The sequence below is a fragment of the Neisseria dumasiana genome, from assembly GCF_022870885.1.
Lineage (GTDB): Bacteria > Pseudomonadota > Gammaproteobacteria > Burkholderiales > Neisseriaceae > Neisseria > Neisseria dumasiana.
The window spans coordinates 1,692,093-1,707,459 of sequence record NZ_CP091509.1 but is presented as its reverse complement, the minus strand read 5'-3'; the positions used below and the strand labels follow the sequence as shown (position 1 = coordinate 1,707,459).

Annotated in this window: 14 protein-coding genes and 3 tRNA genes; 14 read left to right on the top strand and 3 right to left on the bottom strand. The window is 49.8% G+C overall.

Annotation, left to right across the window (positions count from 1 at the left end):
• Positions 1-107: 107 nt before the first annotated feature.
• From gap to LVJ88_RS07825, 3 genes are all read right to left on the bottom strand, one after another.
• The gene (gene gap / locus LVJ88_RS07835; protein WP_085417631.1) at positions 108-1,136 is read right to left on the bottom strand and encodes a type I glyceraldehyde-3-phosphate dehydrogenase; all 1,029 of its coding nucleotides are present in this window, start codon (positions 1,134-1,136) and stop codon (positions 108-110) included.
• Between the two features lie 263 nt (positions 1,137-1,399).
• Complete coding sequence (locus LVJ88_RS07830) at positions 1,400-2,356, bottom strand: peptidylprolyl isomerase (protein WP_085417630.1); 957 nt, start codon at positions 2,354-2,356, stop codon at positions 1,400-1,402.
• A complete protein-coding gene (locus LVJ88_RS07825) occupies positions 2,353-4,683 on the bottom strand; it encodes an LPS-assembly protein LptD (protein WP_085417629.1) in 2,331 nt (776 codons plus the stop codon). Before LVJ88_RS07825 ends, LVJ88_RS07830 begins: the two co-directional genes overlap by 4 nt.
• A 70-nt stretch (positions 4,684-4,753) precedes the next feature.
• Here LVJ88_RS07825 and amgK point away from each other — a divergent pair, with 70 nt between their 5' ends.
• The 14 genes from amgK to LVJ88_RS07755 all read left to right on the top strand — a co-directional run bounded on the left by amgK (position 4,754) and on the right by LVJ88_RS07755 (position 15,319).
• Positions 4,754-5,758 carry an N-acetylmuramate/N-acetylglucosamine kinase AmgK gene (gene amgK, locus LVJ88_RS07820; RefSeq protein ID WP_085358134.1) on the top strand — a complete coding sequence of 335 codons (1,005 nt, stop codon included), beginning with the start codon at positions 4,754-4,756 and terminating at the stop codon, positions 5,756-5,758.
• Between the two features lie 265 nt (positions 5,759-6,023).
• Positions 6,024-6,308 carry a hypothetical protein gene (locus LVJ88_RS07815; RefSeq protein WP_085358135.1) on the top strand — a complete coding sequence of 95 codons (285 nt, stop codon included), beginning with the start codon at positions 6,024-6,026 and terminating at the stop codon, positions 6,306-6,308.
• Positions 6,309-6,459: 151 nt separating this feature from the next.
• Entirely contained in the window at positions 6,460-8,151 is a 1,692-nt protein-coding gene (dld, locus tag LVJ88_RS07810) for a D-lactate dehydrogenase (protein WP_085417628.1), read from the top strand.
• 87 nt (positions 8,152-8,238) lie between these two features.
• A complete protein-coding gene (locus tag LVJ88_RS07805; RefSeq protein ID WP_085417627.1) occupies positions 8,239-8,856 on the top strand; it encodes a 4'-phosphopantetheinyl transferase family protein in 618 nt (205 codons plus the stop codon).
• Positions 8,857-9,065: 209 nt separating this feature from the next.
• Positions 9,066-10,010 (top strand): class I SAM-dependent methyltransferase, encoded by a 945-nt coding sequence (locus LVJ88_RS07800; RefSeq protein WP_054598742.1) that lies wholly within the window; start codon positions 9,066-9,068, stop codon positions 10,008-10,010.
• A gap of 63 nt (positions 10,011-10,073) precedes the next feature.
• Positions 10,074-10,286, top strand: a complete 213-nt coding sequence (locus tag LVJ88_RS07795; RefSeq protein ID WP_054598743.1) for a hypothetical protein — start codon at positions 10,074-10,076, stop codon at positions 10,284-10,286.
• A gap of 163 nt (positions 10,287-10,449) precedes the next feature.
• On the top strand, positions 10,450-10,905 hold the full coding sequence (locus LVJ88_RS07790; protein WP_085355795.1) for a ricin-type beta-trefoil lectin domain protein: 456 nt from the start codon (positions 10,450-10,452) through the stop codon (positions 10,903-10,905).
• 171 nt (positions 10,906-11,076) lie between these two features.
• Positions 11,077-11,856 (top strand): peroxide stress protein YaaA, encoded by a 780-nt coding sequence (yaaA, locus tag LVJ88_RS07785; protein ID WP_085417626.1) that lies wholly within the window; start codon positions 11,077-11,079, stop codon positions 11,854-11,856.
• An 81-nt stretch (positions 11,857-11,937) separates the two neighbouring features.
• A tRNA-Ser gene (locus LVJ88_RS07780) sits at positions 11,938-12,028 on the top strand.
• A gap of 20 nt (positions 12,029-12,048) precedes the next feature.
• A tRNA-Ser gene (locus LVJ88_RS07775) sits at positions 12,049-12,139 on the top strand.
• A gap of 277 nt (positions 12,140-12,416) precedes the next feature.
• Positions 12,417-13,655 carry an NADP-dependent isocitrate dehydrogenase gene (gene icd, locus LVJ88_RS07770; RefSeq protein ID WP_054598746.1) on the top strand — a complete coding sequence of 413 codons (1,239 nt, stop codon included), beginning with the start codon at positions 12,417-12,419 and terminating at the stop codon, positions 13,653-13,655.
• A gap of 139 nt (positions 13,656-13,794) precedes the next feature.
• Positions 13,795-13,888, top strand: a tRNA-Ser gene (locus LVJ88_RS07765).
• A 544-nt stretch (positions 13,889-14,432) separates the two neighbouring features.
• Entirely contained in the window at positions 14,433-15,131 is a 699-nt protein-coding gene (locus LVJ88_RS07760) for an IS3 family transposase (RefSeq protein WP_244694137.1), read from the top strand.
• A complete protein-coding gene (locus LVJ88_RS07755; RefSeq protein ID WP_085417624.1) occupies positions 15,107-15,319 on the top strand; it encodes an IS3 family transposase in 213 nt (70 codons plus the stop codon). Before LVJ88_RS07760 ends, LVJ88_RS07755 begins: the two co-directional genes overlap by 25 nt.
• Positions 15,320-15,367 lie beyond the last annotated feature (48 nt).

Sequence of the window (15,367 nt, the reverse complement as noted above, 5' to 3'; positions counted from 1 at the left end):
TATGGAGACTGAAAATTGCGGATGTTGGCTTAAATGGGGTGGGTGATGAAATGAGGCCGTCTGAATAAAATGATTCAGACGGCCTCGTCATACAGCCGGGTTTTAGATTATTTGAACGGCGTTACTTCCAAACCGAACATGGCACGGGCGGTGTTGAGCATTTGGCAGCTGAAGCCCCATTCGTTATCGTACCAAGAGAATACTTTTACCATATTGCCGGCGGTTACTTTGGTCAGCGTGCTGTCGAAGTTGCTGGCTTGGGTGGTGTGGTTGAAATCCATAGAAACCAAAGGCAGGGTGTTGTAGCCCAATACGCCTTTCATTTCGTTTTCGGATGCGGCTTTCAGGATGCTGTTGATTTCTTCTACGGTGGTGTCGCGGGCAGCTTCAAAGCTTAAGTCAACCAATGAAACGTTTACGGTCGGCACGCGGATGGCCAAGCCGTCCAAGCGGCCTTTGAGCTCGGGCAATACCAAGCCCACGGCTTTGGCGGCACCGGTTTTGGTCGGAATCATGTTTTCCACACCGCTGCGGGCACGGCGCAAGTCTTTATGGCGCACGTCGGTAACGGTTTGGTCGTTGGTGAGGGCGTGGATGGTGGTCATCAAACCTTTGTTGATGCCGATGCCTTCGTGCAGGGCTTTGGCAACGGGTGCCAAGCAGTTGGTGGTGCACGATGCGTTGGATACGACGGTCATTTCGGGGGTCAGCACATCGTGGTTAACGCCGTACACGATGGTGGCATCTACATCGTCGCCGCCGGGTGCGGAAATCAGCACTTTTTTCGCGCCTGATTCCAAATGTACTTTGGCTGCGGCTTTGCTGGTGAATGCGCCGGTACATTCCATCACCAAGTCAACGCCCAAAAGCTCCCACGGAAGCTCGGCGGGATTGCGGGTGGAGAAGAAGGGGATTTTTTTGCCGTTGATAATCAGGTGGTTTTCATCGTGAGAAACATCGGCATCGAAACGGCCGTGTACGGTATCGAATTTGGTTAGATGGGCATTGGTTTCGAGACTGCCGCTGGCGTTTACCGCCACGACTTCGAGTTGTTTGTCCAATTTGTAATCGTAGATTGCGCGTAATACCTGACGTCCGATACGGCCATAACCGTTAATGGCAATCTTAATGCCCATGTTGGTTTCCTTTGTGGTTTGAGTGGTATGTGGAGAAACAGGCCGTCTGAAACGGCGGCTTGCGTACAGGCAGAATTATACCGTGTTGTAGTGTGATGTAGTCAAGGTTAAATTACATGCGGCTACATTTTGTTTTGATGTTAATAAAAGGATTTCGGCTGCGGTTTTGATGCTGGCCGGTCGGGTTGGGCGGCAGATAAAAATACCCGATAGCTGTCGCAGCTGTCGGGTATTTCGATATGAGGCTTTGTGTGACGGGCCGCTTAGCGGATTTCTACATACGAGCCTTGATGCAGGTCTTTCAAAAGATTGGCCGTTGCCTGTTCCGCTTTTTGGCCGGAAAGGTATTGGCGCACCGCTTCGCGTTGGCGTTCTTCGGCCGTGCCGGCATCCCGCACATCGGTGAGTTTGATGATGTGCCAGCCGAACTGGGTGCGGACGGGGCGGCTGATTTGGCCGGGCGTTAAACCGTGTACGGCGTTTTCAAATTCAGGCACCATTTGGCCGTCTGAAAACCAGCCCAAATCTCCGCCGTTGTTTGCGCTGCCGTCTTGCGAATATTGGCGGGCCAAGCTGGAAAAATCTATGCCGCTGCGGGCTTGTTTGTGGATATTGCGGATGCTGCTTTCCGCAGCTTTAACGGCATTTTCGCTATCGGCTTTAATCAGGATGTGTTGGGCGCGGTATTGGCGCAGCGGCTGGCCTTCGGGCAGGTTAACGCCTTGCTGGGCGGCACGTTGGAGAAAGGCGTCTATTTCGGCATCGCTCACGCGGGTGTGCTGCATCACGGCTTGCTGCTGTACTTTTTGGGTGATGATGCTGTCGGCAATGCTGCGGCGCATGGCGGCTTTGCTCACGCCGATTTTGGCGTTTTGGGCATACAGGCCTTCAACGGTGGTTTTGCGCGATTGGGCGATGTCGGCCAGTGCGTTGTCGATTTCGGCTTCGCTTGCGGTAATGTTACGGCGTTTGCCTGCCTGCACTATCAGCGATTGATTGATCAGTTGTTGCAAAACCTGTGTGCGCAGTTCGTTTTCGGAAATATTGTTTTTACCGAGAAAGCTGCGGGCTTCGGCCATGCCTTGGCGCACGTCGCGGTGGGTAATGACTTCGTTGCCGGCAACGGCGGCGATACCGTCAACCTGTCTGATTTCGGCTGCTTGGGCGGTGTGCAGGGTCAGGCCGGTGGCGGCAGCGAGTATCAGGGTTTTGAAATTCATGGTTTGACTACCTCGTTGGTTTTGCTGTAGCCGGGGATGGCCAAGCGGAGTTTCTCGAATGGGTTGCTGCCGATGTTGCTTAAATCTTTCAGTTGAAGATTGAAGAAGACGGCATTTTTCTTGCTGTGAAGGCCGGTCACATAGCGTTGGCCGACTATGCTGGCGCTCCAGCAGCCGCAGCCGCTTTTGTATTCTAATCCCGCCAGCATTTCAAGCGGTTTTTTGGCTTTGATTTCGTAGTTGTAGCGGGCAATGGCGTATAGATTGGGGGAAACCGGCCATTGTGCGGCCAAATCTATCTGGTTGAGTTTGTCGTAGTGGTATTCGCCGTTGCTTTGCAGGTAAATTTTTTCGTTGCGCCCGTATTTGTAGCGGGCACTTAATGTTTTTCCGGGTGCCGGATTATAGCGGATGCCGGCGGAATAGCTTTCGGCACGCTTTTCGTTTTGGTTGTAGTGCACATCCAAATCTATGCGCACGCTGTCGCTTACGTTGCCGTTGGCAAAGGCGACGATGTCGGAGCGGTTGCGGGTGTAGCGGCCGATGCTGCCGTCGGGCTGCACGTTATCGTTTTTCAGATAAAATTTTTGCCCGATACCCGCGCGGAAAAGCTCGGCACCGTTGTCGGGGTTGAGCAGGCGGCTTTGTACGGCGGCTGAGATGCTGTTGGCCGAATTGATGCGGTCGTTGCCCGAGTAAAGGTTTTCACGGAACAGCTGTGCGTAGGTGAAGCTGTTTTCGGAAGTGTCGAAGTTGGGCAGGTCGTTTTGCGATTTGGACGGGATGTAGTTGTAAAACAGGCGCGGTTCCAGGGTTTGCAGGTAACGGTCGCTCCAGAGGGAAATGTTGCGCTCCATGGTCATGCCGCTGTCGATATTGATAATGGGCAGGGTGCGTGAAACGGTGCGTGCGGAACGGCCGCCTGCGCTGTCGAGATCGTAATAAGTGCTGTGCACGCCGATTTTGGGGCGTATGTAACCCCATGAATTATGGAAGTCCCATTTTACAGCGGGGTAGAGTACCACGCGGTTGCCCGATTGTTTGGTGTCGTGGTCGAAACGGGTAAACTGGCCGAATACGTTGATTTGTGCGTTGCCGGTATTGTGCTCCCAATGGGTTGAGAGGCGCGGCATGATGCTGTACGGCTCGTCTTTATAGCCGTCTGAATTGGCAAGGGTTTGGTATTTCTGTGCGCCCAAATAGCTGTTCAGACGGCCTCCCCACAATTCGCGGTCGTAGTTCAGCCAGATTTGGCGGTTGAGGTTGACATTGCGGGCAATGTCTTCGCGGCCGTAGAAGTCGCGGTAGTAGTCGTTGTCGGAAACCTGATGGTATTCCACGCCGCCGCGCAGTTGATCGTTGAAGCGGTGACGGTGGTCGAGTTTGACCTGATAGCGGTTGTTGTGCACGCTTTTTTTGTCGTCCGGCATCCAAGTGCCTTCGGCGGTGCCGGCAAAACGCTCGTTCAGGTAGCGGAATTGCCCGCCCAAACGTGCGCCGCGTCGGGCGATAAAGCCGGGTGCAATGGTGGCATCGTAGTTGGGGGCGAGATTCATATAGTAGGGGAGATCCAACTCGAGGCCGTCTGAACCTATGCTCAGGTTGGGCACGAGCAGGCCGCTTTTGCGGTTGCCGTTGAGCGGGAAATCCACCCAAGGTGTGTACAGTATGGGCACGCCGCCGAATACCAAAGAAGCATTTTTGGCTACGCCGATACCGCTGCTTTGGTCGGCTTCGATACTCTGCGCCTTAATAAACCAGCTGGCATCGCCGGGGGAGCATGTGTTGAAACGCGTATTGGTGAGTTTGTAGCGGCCGTTGCCCTGTATTTCCGCCTGTTCGCTGACGCTTTGCAGACGGCGGCCGTCGTGTTCCGCTTCCAGTCGGGCATTACGGGAAACGCCGGTGCCGTCTGAAAGGTTGTATTGCAGATTGCTGCCGCTGACGGTGGAGCCGTTTTGATACAGCACAAAACGGTCGCCGGCGGTAACGGTTTCATTGGTTTGGTCGTAATCCACCCACTGCGCATTGAGCACCTGATCGTTACGTTCGATGATCACATCGCCTTCGGCCCGAACCTTTATATTGGTTTTGCCTTCAACTTTATCGGCGGTAATGCGGGTGTAGTCGGTAGGTAAGGGGGCTTCTCCGCTGCGCTTGATCGCAGGATCGGCATGTGAAGGAGCGTGTTTCTGCAATTTTTCCGGCGAGCAGTTCAGGCAGGTGCTGCCCAGAGACAAGTCGTCTGCGGCTTGTGCGGCGGCAGTTGCTCCGAAGCCGACACTCAGTGCCAGAGCCAGCGGTTTTAATGAAAATAAACGAACCAAAGTCTCACCTTAAATCGGTTTTGCCAGTTAGAATAGCGGCTATTGTAACCTGAAAAAACACAAAACGACTATGCAACGACAATCTGAACTGAAAAACTGGCTTGAAGCACTTTACCCGCAGCAGGCGTTCAATCTGGAATTTGCCGCCGCCGATGCCGATTTCCGCCGTTATTTCCGTGCCGTATTTTCAGACGGCCAAACCGTTGTGTGTATGGACGCACCGCCCGACAAGATGAGCGTGGCGCCTTATTTGAAAGTACAAAAGCTGTTTGATATGGTTAACGTGCCGCAAGTTCGGCATGTTGACGAAGCAAAAGGCTTTATGGTGTTGAACGATTTGGGCAATACCACGTTTCTCACCGCCATGCAGCACGAACCCAGCGAAATCGCCCATAAAGCCTTGCTGCTGGAAGCCATTGACGAACTGATTGTTTTGCAGAAAAACAGTCAAGCCGGCGTATTGCCCGAATATAACCGCGAAGTGATGTTGCGCGAAATTAACCTGTTCCCCGAATGGTTTGTGGCCAAAGAACTGGGCAAACCTTTGAACTTCAAGCAAAAGCAGCTTTGGCAGCAAACTGTGGACGTTTTGCTGCCGCCATTGCTGGCGCAACCGCAAGTGTATGTGCATCGCGATTTCATCGTCCGTAACCTGATGCTGCAAAAAGACCGCCCCGGCGTGCTGGATTTCCAAGACGCTTTATACGGCCCGATTTCTTACGATTTGGTATCGCTGCTGCGCGATGCGTTTATCGAATGGGAAGAAGAGTTTGTGTTGGATTTGGTGATCCGCTATTGGGAAAAAGCGCGCGCGGCCGGTTTGCCCGTGCCTGAAAATTTCGACGAATTTTATCGCTGGTTCGAATGGATGGGCGTTCAACGCCATCTGAAAGTGGCTGGCATCTTCGCACGGCTTTATTATCGCGACGGCAAAGACAAATACCGCCCCGAAATCCCGCGTTTCTTAAATTACCTGCGCCGCGCCACCCGCCGTTATCATGATTTGGCGCCGCTGTATGCTTTATTGGTGGAGCTGGTAGGCGATGATGAATTGGAAACCGGATATACCTTTTAATTAATAAAGTATGAACATAGCAGGTTTATGTGAAGAATGATTCAGACGGCCTCGAAGCATGGATGAGGCCGTCTGAAATGTTTTGATGGAACGAATAATGTAAAAACAATAGTTTGTTGCTTTAAGCTGCTAAAAATGTGAAGAAAATGTATCGGTTTACAACATTATTCGGTAAAAAAAATCCCATAACTTGCAGTAGAAAGCATTTGCCCCTATTCTACATACACCGGTGCATGTATTGCACCATTATTAAGGAAACACATCCATGAAAAAAACCAAATTCTTTGCCCTGTATGCTGCCGCTGCTTTGTTGGCGACTGCAAATGTTTATGCAGCCAAAGAAATCAAAGTAGCATCCAATAACACATCTTACACACAAGATAACGTACAAAAGCTTGCTTCTACTGCCGTGAGCATGGGCGTGAAAGAGCCGGTTAACCTTAATCTGTCCGGCGGTAATCTGACCGTTTCGGGCAGCTCTTCAACCAAGTGCGTATTTAAAGTAGGCAACGGCGATACCCCGAAAATTCAAGGCGTAAACTGTAAGTAATTGGTTTTGCCGTTTATCAGCCGCCCTTTGAGTCGAAACGATTTAAAGGGCGGTTTTGTTATGGAGAAGTTTTGTTATACATATTTGACCAATCTATGAAAAAAACGCACACTCCGTATTTTACCATAACCATTGAATATAAGAGAACATCATGCACGCAACCCGGTTATTACAAACGCTCACTGAAATTGTCGGTCAGCAATACATCATTACCGACCCCGCCAAAACCGAACCTTACCGCCAAGGCTACCGTTTCGGCGAAGGCAAAGCGTTGGCGGTGGTGCGGCCGGGCACGCTGCTGGAACAATGGAAAATTCTGCAAGCCTGTGTGGAAGCCGATGTGATTGTGCTGACGCAGGCGGCCAATACGGGGCTGACCGGCGGTTCTACGCCCGACGGCAACGATTACGACCGCGACATTGTGATTGTGAACACCATGCGCATGGACATCATCCGCCCCATCAACAACAACGAGCAAGTCGTGTGCCTGCCCGGAGCAACACTCAACCAGCTTGAATTACTGCTCAAACCGCTTGGCCGTGAACCGCATTCGGTGATCGGTTCGTCTTGCATCGGCGCATCGGTGCTGGGCGGCGTGTGCAACAATTCGGGCGGCGCACTGGTACAACGCGGACCTGCTTATACCGAAATGGCGTTGTTCGCACAAATAGACGAACAGGGAAAGCTGCATTTAATCAACCATCTGGGCATTGATTTGGGCGAAACCCCCGAAGAAATCCTCACCAATCTGCAAGGCCACCATTATCAGCAGAAAGACATTACCCGCGATGCCGGCAAAGGCCACGATCACGCCTACTGCAATCATGTGCGCCAAGTGGACGAACCTACCGCCGCCCGTTTCAACGCCGACCCCGCGCGCCATTACGAAGCATCGGGCTGTGCGGGCAAGCTGATGGTGTTTGCCGTGCGTTTGGACACCTTTCCTTTGGAAAAACATACTGCCGTTTTCTATATCGGCACCAACGATACTGCCGAACTCACCGACATCCGCCGTGCCGTGCTGGGCGGTTTCAAAAATCTGCCCGTTTCCGGCGAATACATTCACCGCGATGCTTTTGATATGGCTGCCGAATACGGCAAAGACACGTTTTGGGTGATTAAACAATTCGGCACACACCAACTGCCCAAGTTGTTCGGTTTTAAAGCGAAAGTGGATAGATTGGGCAAGAAGTTCAAGCTGTTACCGGCGCATTTTTCCGATAAAGCGTTGCAATTTATCAGCAAATATCTGCCCGAACATTTGCCGCAGTCTTTACGCGACTACCGCAGCCGTTTCGAGCATCATCTGATTTTGAAAATGGGCGGCGAGGGTGTTGAAGAAGCGCGGGCGTTTTTGAAAACTTATTTTGCTGAAAAATCGGGCGCTTATTTTGAATGCAGCCCCGAAGAAACCCAAGCTGCAATGCTGCACCGTTTCGCAGTAGCGTCTGCCGCCGTGCGTTACCGTGCCGTTCACGATCAAGAAGTGGAAGATATTGTTGCCCTCGATATCGCCCTGCGACGCAATGATGATGATTGGTTTGAACGGCTGCCGTCTGAAATCGACAGTAAAATCAGCCACAAACTCTACTACGGCCATTTCATGTGCCATGTGTTCCACCAAGACTATATCGTGAAAAAAGGCAATGACTGCATGGACTTGGAACACCAAATGCTGGAGCTGCTCGACCAACGCGGCGCACAATATCCGGCAGAGCACAATGTCGGCCATCTGTATGAAGCCAAGCCCGCATTGAAACAGTTTTACCGCAAGCTCGATCCGACCAACAGTTTTAACCCGGGTATCGGCAAAACGTCTAAAAAGAAACATTGGGCGGCTTAAGGGTTCGTTTAACGGATTTAAGCAGAGGCCGTCTGAAAACTGTTTTTCAGACGGCCTATAACCCTATTGCTCCGGCAGGTTTAAATCATGATAAAGCTAATAGAAGAGCCGAAGTTGATCTGTTTGCTTGCCGCCCCACGCTGTGCCGGCCTGTATCGTGAAGAAGGTTTGGACGAACAGGATAAAAAGCGCGTGATTCAAACGCCCTCTTTAACGCGCCGTGCCGATTGGCGGGTGAGCCGTTATTTGAAACAACAGGCCGTTTTGCCCGTGTTGTCTCTTTCTCACAGCCACGGCTCGGCTGCCGTTTTAACCGGCTACGGTGTGGAGCGTGCCGGAGTGGACATAGAATACATGCGCCTTCGCGATTTTCCGGCATTGGCAGAGTGGGTGGCTTCTCCGCAAGAGCGGGAGTATTTGGCGCAGAGAGGCTGGCAGCGTGAAGATTTTTACGAACTGTGGACACTAAAAGAATCTTTGCTCAAAGCGGAAAACCTGAATTTCCCGTCCGACATGCAGAAAGTAGGGTATGCGTTCGCTTCAGACGGCCAAAGATATTTGCATGCCAAGCAAGAAGGCGGTTGGCAGGGCAGGGTGCTGAGATTGGAAAAACATATGTTGGCCTGTGTTTGGCAAGGAACGGCGGAATTTTCAGTCAACGCACAGCCTGACATGCATATTAACGATTACGGCTCACCGTTTTGACTTGTACACGCTGAGACCAAAGGTCTGATACTGATTTCTTTCAAAAGTGAAACAGGCCGCTTTAAGGTAGAATAACCCCCGAAAGCCCGCATTTAAAATCATCATTCACCCGCTTATTCACCGTATCCGGTGCTTGCATGAATGTTCACTTTTCACTTCCACTATTTATCTTCTCTTAAACGATAAGAGGCCGTCTGAAAGCATTTTCCATGACCGACATCACTTCATTTGCCAACCGTTTGGGTAAAAACATCAAACACTATTTGAAATGGGCGCGCCGCAACAATATCGAAGCATGGCGCATGTATGACCGCGATATCCCCCAATTTCCTTTTGCAATAGATATTTACGGCGACCAAATCCATCTTCAGGAATACGATACCGGCTGGCTGATGCAGCCCGAAGAATACGAAGCATGGTTGGCAGAAGTGCTGGAAGCCGTTTCGTTTACCACCGGCTTCAGTGCAGACAACATTCATTTCAAACGCCGGGAACGTCAAAAGGGCATACAGCAATACGAAAAAACCGGAAAGCAGGGCGAAGATTTTATCGTGCATGAAAACGGCAGAAAATTTTGGGTTAATCTCGACAAATATCTCGACACTGGCCTCTTTCTCGACCACCGAAACACCCGCAAAAAAGTAGGCGGGCATGCGGGCGGCAAACGCTTTCTCAACCTGTTTTCCTACACCGGCAGCTTTACCGTGTATGCAGCCACAGGCGGCGCGGTAAGCAGCGAAACCGTTGATCTTTCCAACACTTATTTGGATTGGGCGCGCCGCAATTTTGAGCTGAACCATATTGATGAAACCGCACACCGAATCGTGCGTGCCGATGTTTTCCAATATCTTCAGACGGCCTGTCAAGAAGGCAGACAATTCGATTTAATCGTGATGGATCCGCCCAGTTTCTCCAACAGCAAAAAAATGCTCGATATCCTCGACATCCAGCGTGACCACGTCAAATTGATAAACGCTGCCATGCAACTGCTTGCTCCAAACGGCTTGATGTATTTTTCAAACAACCTGCGCAGCTTCGAACTGGACGAAAGCATTGAAGAACGCTATGCCGTTAAAAACATTTCCAAGCATTCTGTGCCGGAAGATTTCCGCAATAAAAAAATCCACCAGTGTTGGGAAATCAAACATAAGTAACAACCATCTCGGTTAATTTGGCAGCCACTCGCCCGAAATAAACACCGTTGGAAGGAAATCAATATGCGTAAAGCATTTGTTGTGATAAACCTGTTTATAGTCTGCGGTTGCATTTACACAGAAACCCCCTACGGAACAACAGCCGTAATCGATTTGCCTGCCCAAAACCACACCACCATTAATAAAAACATCACCATTCATGCGCCGCCCGGTTCTACCGTTATCTACCAAGAGGCACAACCTGTGCAGCCGGTATACCGTTGCTGTCGCCATTAAATGCTTTCAGACGGCCCGAAAACTTTTTTACAGTAAATAAACTTAACTTGCTAAGGCACAGAAACCACGCAGCAAGTTAAGTTTATTTGCGGTATTTCTGTAATGTTTGGGTATGAAGGCCGTCTGAATCCCTGTACTCACAACATCAATAAAAGGAAACTTCATGAAACTGTCAGCCCTTTTGATGCTTTCTGCCATTTTATTAAGCGGTTGCGCCAACACACCGGTAGCCAAAAAAAATCCCAACAAAGCACGTCTCGAAGCCTACGACTACCGCATCAAAACCGCAAAAGGCAAATGCCTTCAACACAACGGCGCGAAACACACACTCACCGCCGCGGCCTGTACTCAAGAAAAAAACCAACGCTTTGCCGTTGCCGGTAACGATATACGCGTTAACGGACTGTGTTTGCAGGCAGGCTCAAGCCAAACCCGCAAAAATACCGCTGCGCTTACCGCCGTACGCTGCACCGGCCAACCCAATCAAAATTGGTACCGCGACGGCCAAACCATCCGCAGCAGTTTAAACGGCTTATGTTTGGATACAGGTAAAGGAAGCACCGTCCGCCTGTTGCGCTGCAACGGCAACCAAGCACAACAACTGTTGTTTTCACGTTGAAGCATAACCGTTAAAAAGCCGGAAACATGGTTTCCGGCAAAATTATTTTTCAGACGGCCTAAACAAGATATACGGCATAAGTGCCATAAAATATCCCAATCTCCCCCACCTTGCCAAATCCGCAGGCAAACACTAAAGTAGAAAATATTTCCTATTATCAAAGGCACATCCATGCTGTTCGTACTTTCACCCGCCAAGAATCTCAACGAAAAAGACCCTTCACCTACCCAACGGCACACACAACCCGCCCTGCTCGGAGAAGCAGAAAAACTGATGGCCGAACTGCGCCTGCTAGCCCCCCAGCAGCTTGCCGAACTGATGCACGTTTCCGACAAAATCGCCCTGCTCAACGCCGAACGCAACAGCGTATGGCACACCCCGTTCACCCCCGAAAACGCCAAACAAGCAGTCTATATGTTTAACGGCGACGTATACGAAGGTTTGGATGCCGCATCACTAAACGAAACCGCCGTCGATTACCTGCAAAACCATGTACGCCTGCTTTCCGGTTTATACGGCGTATTGCGCCCGCTCGACCTGATGCAGCCCTACCGTTTGGAAATGGGCACTCCTTTCGCCAATTCGCGCGGCAAAAACCTTTACGAATTTTGGGGCGGAAAAATCACCGGCAACCTCAACCAAACCCTTGCCGAAAAAGGCAGCGACACTTTGATCAACCTCGCATCGCAGGAATACTTCAAAGCCGTCGACACAAAAAATTTAAACGCCAATATCATTGCCCCCGTGTTTAAAGACGAAAAAAACGGCCAATACAAAATCATCAGCTTCTACGCCAAACGCGCCCGCGGCCTGATGGTGCGCTACGCAGCCGAGCATGCCCTTACCGAACCGGAACAGCTCAAAAACTTCGATTACGAAGGCTATACGTTCAATGCCGCCGCATCAAACGAGAAAGAATGGGTTTTCCTGCGCAAAGAACAAATTAAATAAAAACAAAAAACTAATCTGCAATATAAGCAAAACACTTGGCAATGCGGCAGATTTCCGATAATATCCCCGTTTTCAAGAAACGGAAGCGTGGCAGAGCGGTTTAATGCAACGGTCTTGAAAACCGTCGAGGGTTGATAGCCCTCCGTGAGTTCGAATCTCACCGCTTCCGCCAATCTTGAAACACAATAAACCGGAGGTGTGGCAGAGCGGTTTAATGCAACGGTCTTGAAAACCGTCGAGGGTTGATAGCCCTCCGTGAGTTCGAATCTCACCGCCTCCGCCAGATGTTAAAACCCGCTGATTTATCAGCGGGTTATTTGTTTTTAAAGCTGACGCTTTTACTCACGTTTGTTCTGACAATCAGCAATGGCACATTTTCAGACGGCCTCATTCTTTTTTCGCAGAAACCCTTCCGACAGTATTACCTTAACACTAGCGTAATCATTAAAAATCAAGCATAATCGGCAGGCATTATGCGTTAGAAACTGTTTACGAAAAGCAAATCAAGTAAACCTCCTTTCAACCGCAAAGAAAAAAATATCCACAGAACAGGAGACACCATGAGTCATATCAAAGTACCCGCAGAAGGCCAAAAAATCATTCCCGGCCAAGCCATTCCCAACAATCCGATTATTCCCTTTATCGAAGGCGACGGCATCGGTGTAGACATTACCCCGGTTATGAAAGCTGTGATTGATGCTGCCGTTGAAAAAGCTTATGGTGGTGAGAAAAAAATCCATTGGATGGAAGTTTACGCCGGTGAAAAAGCCACCCGGGTATACGGCGACAACGTTTGGCTGCCCGAAGAAACCTTGGAAGCCCTGAAAGAATACTCCGTATCTATCAAAGGCCCGATGACCACTCCCGTAGGCGGCGGCATCCGTTCGTTAAACGTAGCTTTGCGCCAAGAATTAGACTTATACCAATGCGTACGCCCCGTGCGCTACTTTAACGGCGTACCCTCTCCGCTGAAAGACCCCAGCAAAACCGACATGGTGATTTTCCGTGAAAACACCGAAGACATCTACGCCGGTATCGAATGGGAAGCTGAAAGCGACAATGCTAAAAAAATCATCAACTTCCTGCAAAACGAAATGGGCGTGAAAAAAATCCGCTTCCCTGAAACATCAGGCATCGGCATCAAGCCCGTTTCAAAAGAAGGTACTACCCGTTTGGTTCGCGCCGCCATCCAATACGCGATCGACAACGACCGCGACAGCGTAACGCTGGTTCATAAAGGCAACATCATGAAGTTTACCGAAGGCGGTTTCCGTGATTGGGGTTACGAACTGGCTCAAAAAGAATTCGGCGCAGAACTGATTGACGGCGGCCCGTGGTGTAAATTCAAAAACCCGAAAACCGGCAAAGAAATCATCGTAAAAGATGCGATTGCCGATGCGTTCCTCCAGCAAATCGTATTGCGTCCCGCCGAATATGATGTCATCGCTACTCTGAACCTGAACGGCGACTACATTTCCGACGCACTGGCCGCCCAAGTAGGCGGTATCGGTATCGCTCCGGGTGCCAACATTTCCGACAAATACGCTGTATTTGAAGCCACTCACGGTACTGCGCCCAAATACGCCGGCCAAGACAAAGTAAACCCCGGCTCTCTGATTCTCTCCGCCGAAATGATGTTGCGCCATCTCGGTTGGAAAGAAGCGGCTGATTTGGTTATCGAATCCATGGAAAAAGCCATCGGCGACAAACAAGTAACCTACGACTTTGCCCGCTTGATGGAAGGTGCCAATGAAGTATCATGTTCCGCATTCGGCAAAGCCATGATTGAGCGTATGTAACAGTTTGTTTGAATCATTCAAACCCACTACTGAAAGGTAGTGGGTTTTATTTGATGATACTTCAATCAGTTAAAAAACATATGGTATTAAACTGTTGACAGTATTTTTTGAAACCTTTATATTTTCGACTTCTCTGAGTGGAGTAGTGGCTGAGAGGCTGAAGGCACACCCCTGCTAAGGGTGCATCTGGGCTAAAACCTGGATCGAGGGTTCGAATCCCTCCTACTCCGCCAAATTTTATTATAACCTGATGATTAAAATAGATAATTTTAGGTTATATTTATTTTATGTACCATATTGTGTACCCAATAAAAAGCCGGTGAACATTACCGGCTTTTCTCATGTGTAGTTATTTACCTATCAATATGTCAGGCACTTCGGTATGGTTGCCTTGGTAAATCAAATACCATTCTTACCTTAGTCTGGTTATTAGATCTTTGCCAGAGAAAGCTGTATTCATGGCACACCAACACTCTACCAACCGTAACCAACCTTATGAAAAAATAAGCATCGTTATGACCAACTATTTGCTTTTGCGAATTAGCAAAATGTTCATGAGTAAAACATAATTGATGCTACCAAGGCTTACTTTAGCAATTTGCTGATACTTGGCTTATACAATTCAAAGCCTGCTGTCTTTGGATGTCAATTCCATTCCAAAACTGAGCCACAGTTGTAGTCTAAAATTGAGCAACCCTATGAGCGGTGTTTCATCTGGGTAAGAATCATTGCCCAGCGGATTCAAATTTGAAATACAACTTTCCACAATAGAAAAAGGTGAACTGCACCCCAAAAGGAAGAGAACGCCGCCAAAGCTGCGAAACCGTTCAAAAGTTGAGGGCGAAACACCTGCTGAAATATCTGCTGCATAGTGCCGGCATCCCCAAAAGCAGTTTCCATTACCCTATCGGCAAACCCGACCCCGATGCTGCGGCCAAAACCGCAGTGGGCGAAGTATACCGCCAATACAAAGGCCGCTACGGCCAACGGCGGATTGCCGCCGTATTGTCGTGGAACAAAAAGAAAGCCAGGCGCATTATGGGTTTATTGGGGTTGAAAGCCAAAGTCCGCAGCAAAAGAACCTGCCGCCCGCAGGCCATAGGGGAGGCTGCGGCAAACATTCTCAATCGTGAATTCAGTGCCGTCAAATCGCGAGATAAGTGGTTGACCGATGTGACCGAGTTTAAATGCACAGACGGCAAACTGTACTTATCGCCGATATTGGATGTGTTCAATCGCGAGATTGTGGCTTATTCTTTAAGCCGCAGAGCAAACGGTGACATGGTAACGCAAATGCTGGATAACGCATTCGGCCGTCTGAAAGGGGCAACACCGCTGCTGCATTCCGACCAAGGCGTACTGTATCGCACCTGTGCTTATCGGGCGAAATTGGCTGAGAACGGGATTGTGCAAAGTATGTCGCGCAAAGGCAACTGCTGGGACAATGGCCGATGGAAAGTTTCTTCGGCACATTGAAAACGGAAAGCTTCCATGAAGAAGGTACGCTATCGGTGGCCGAGCTGACAACGGTGATCAATGATTACATCCATTACTACAATCATGAACGTATTAGTTTAAACTTAAAAAAGCTGAGACCTTTGCAAAACCCCACGCCAACAAACAGCCGGAACATGCTTCATCATGTTCCGGCTTTTTTTGCGTAAAAAGTAGACAAGCTACCCCTAAATTCCCCTTAAAGTGCCTCATTATGA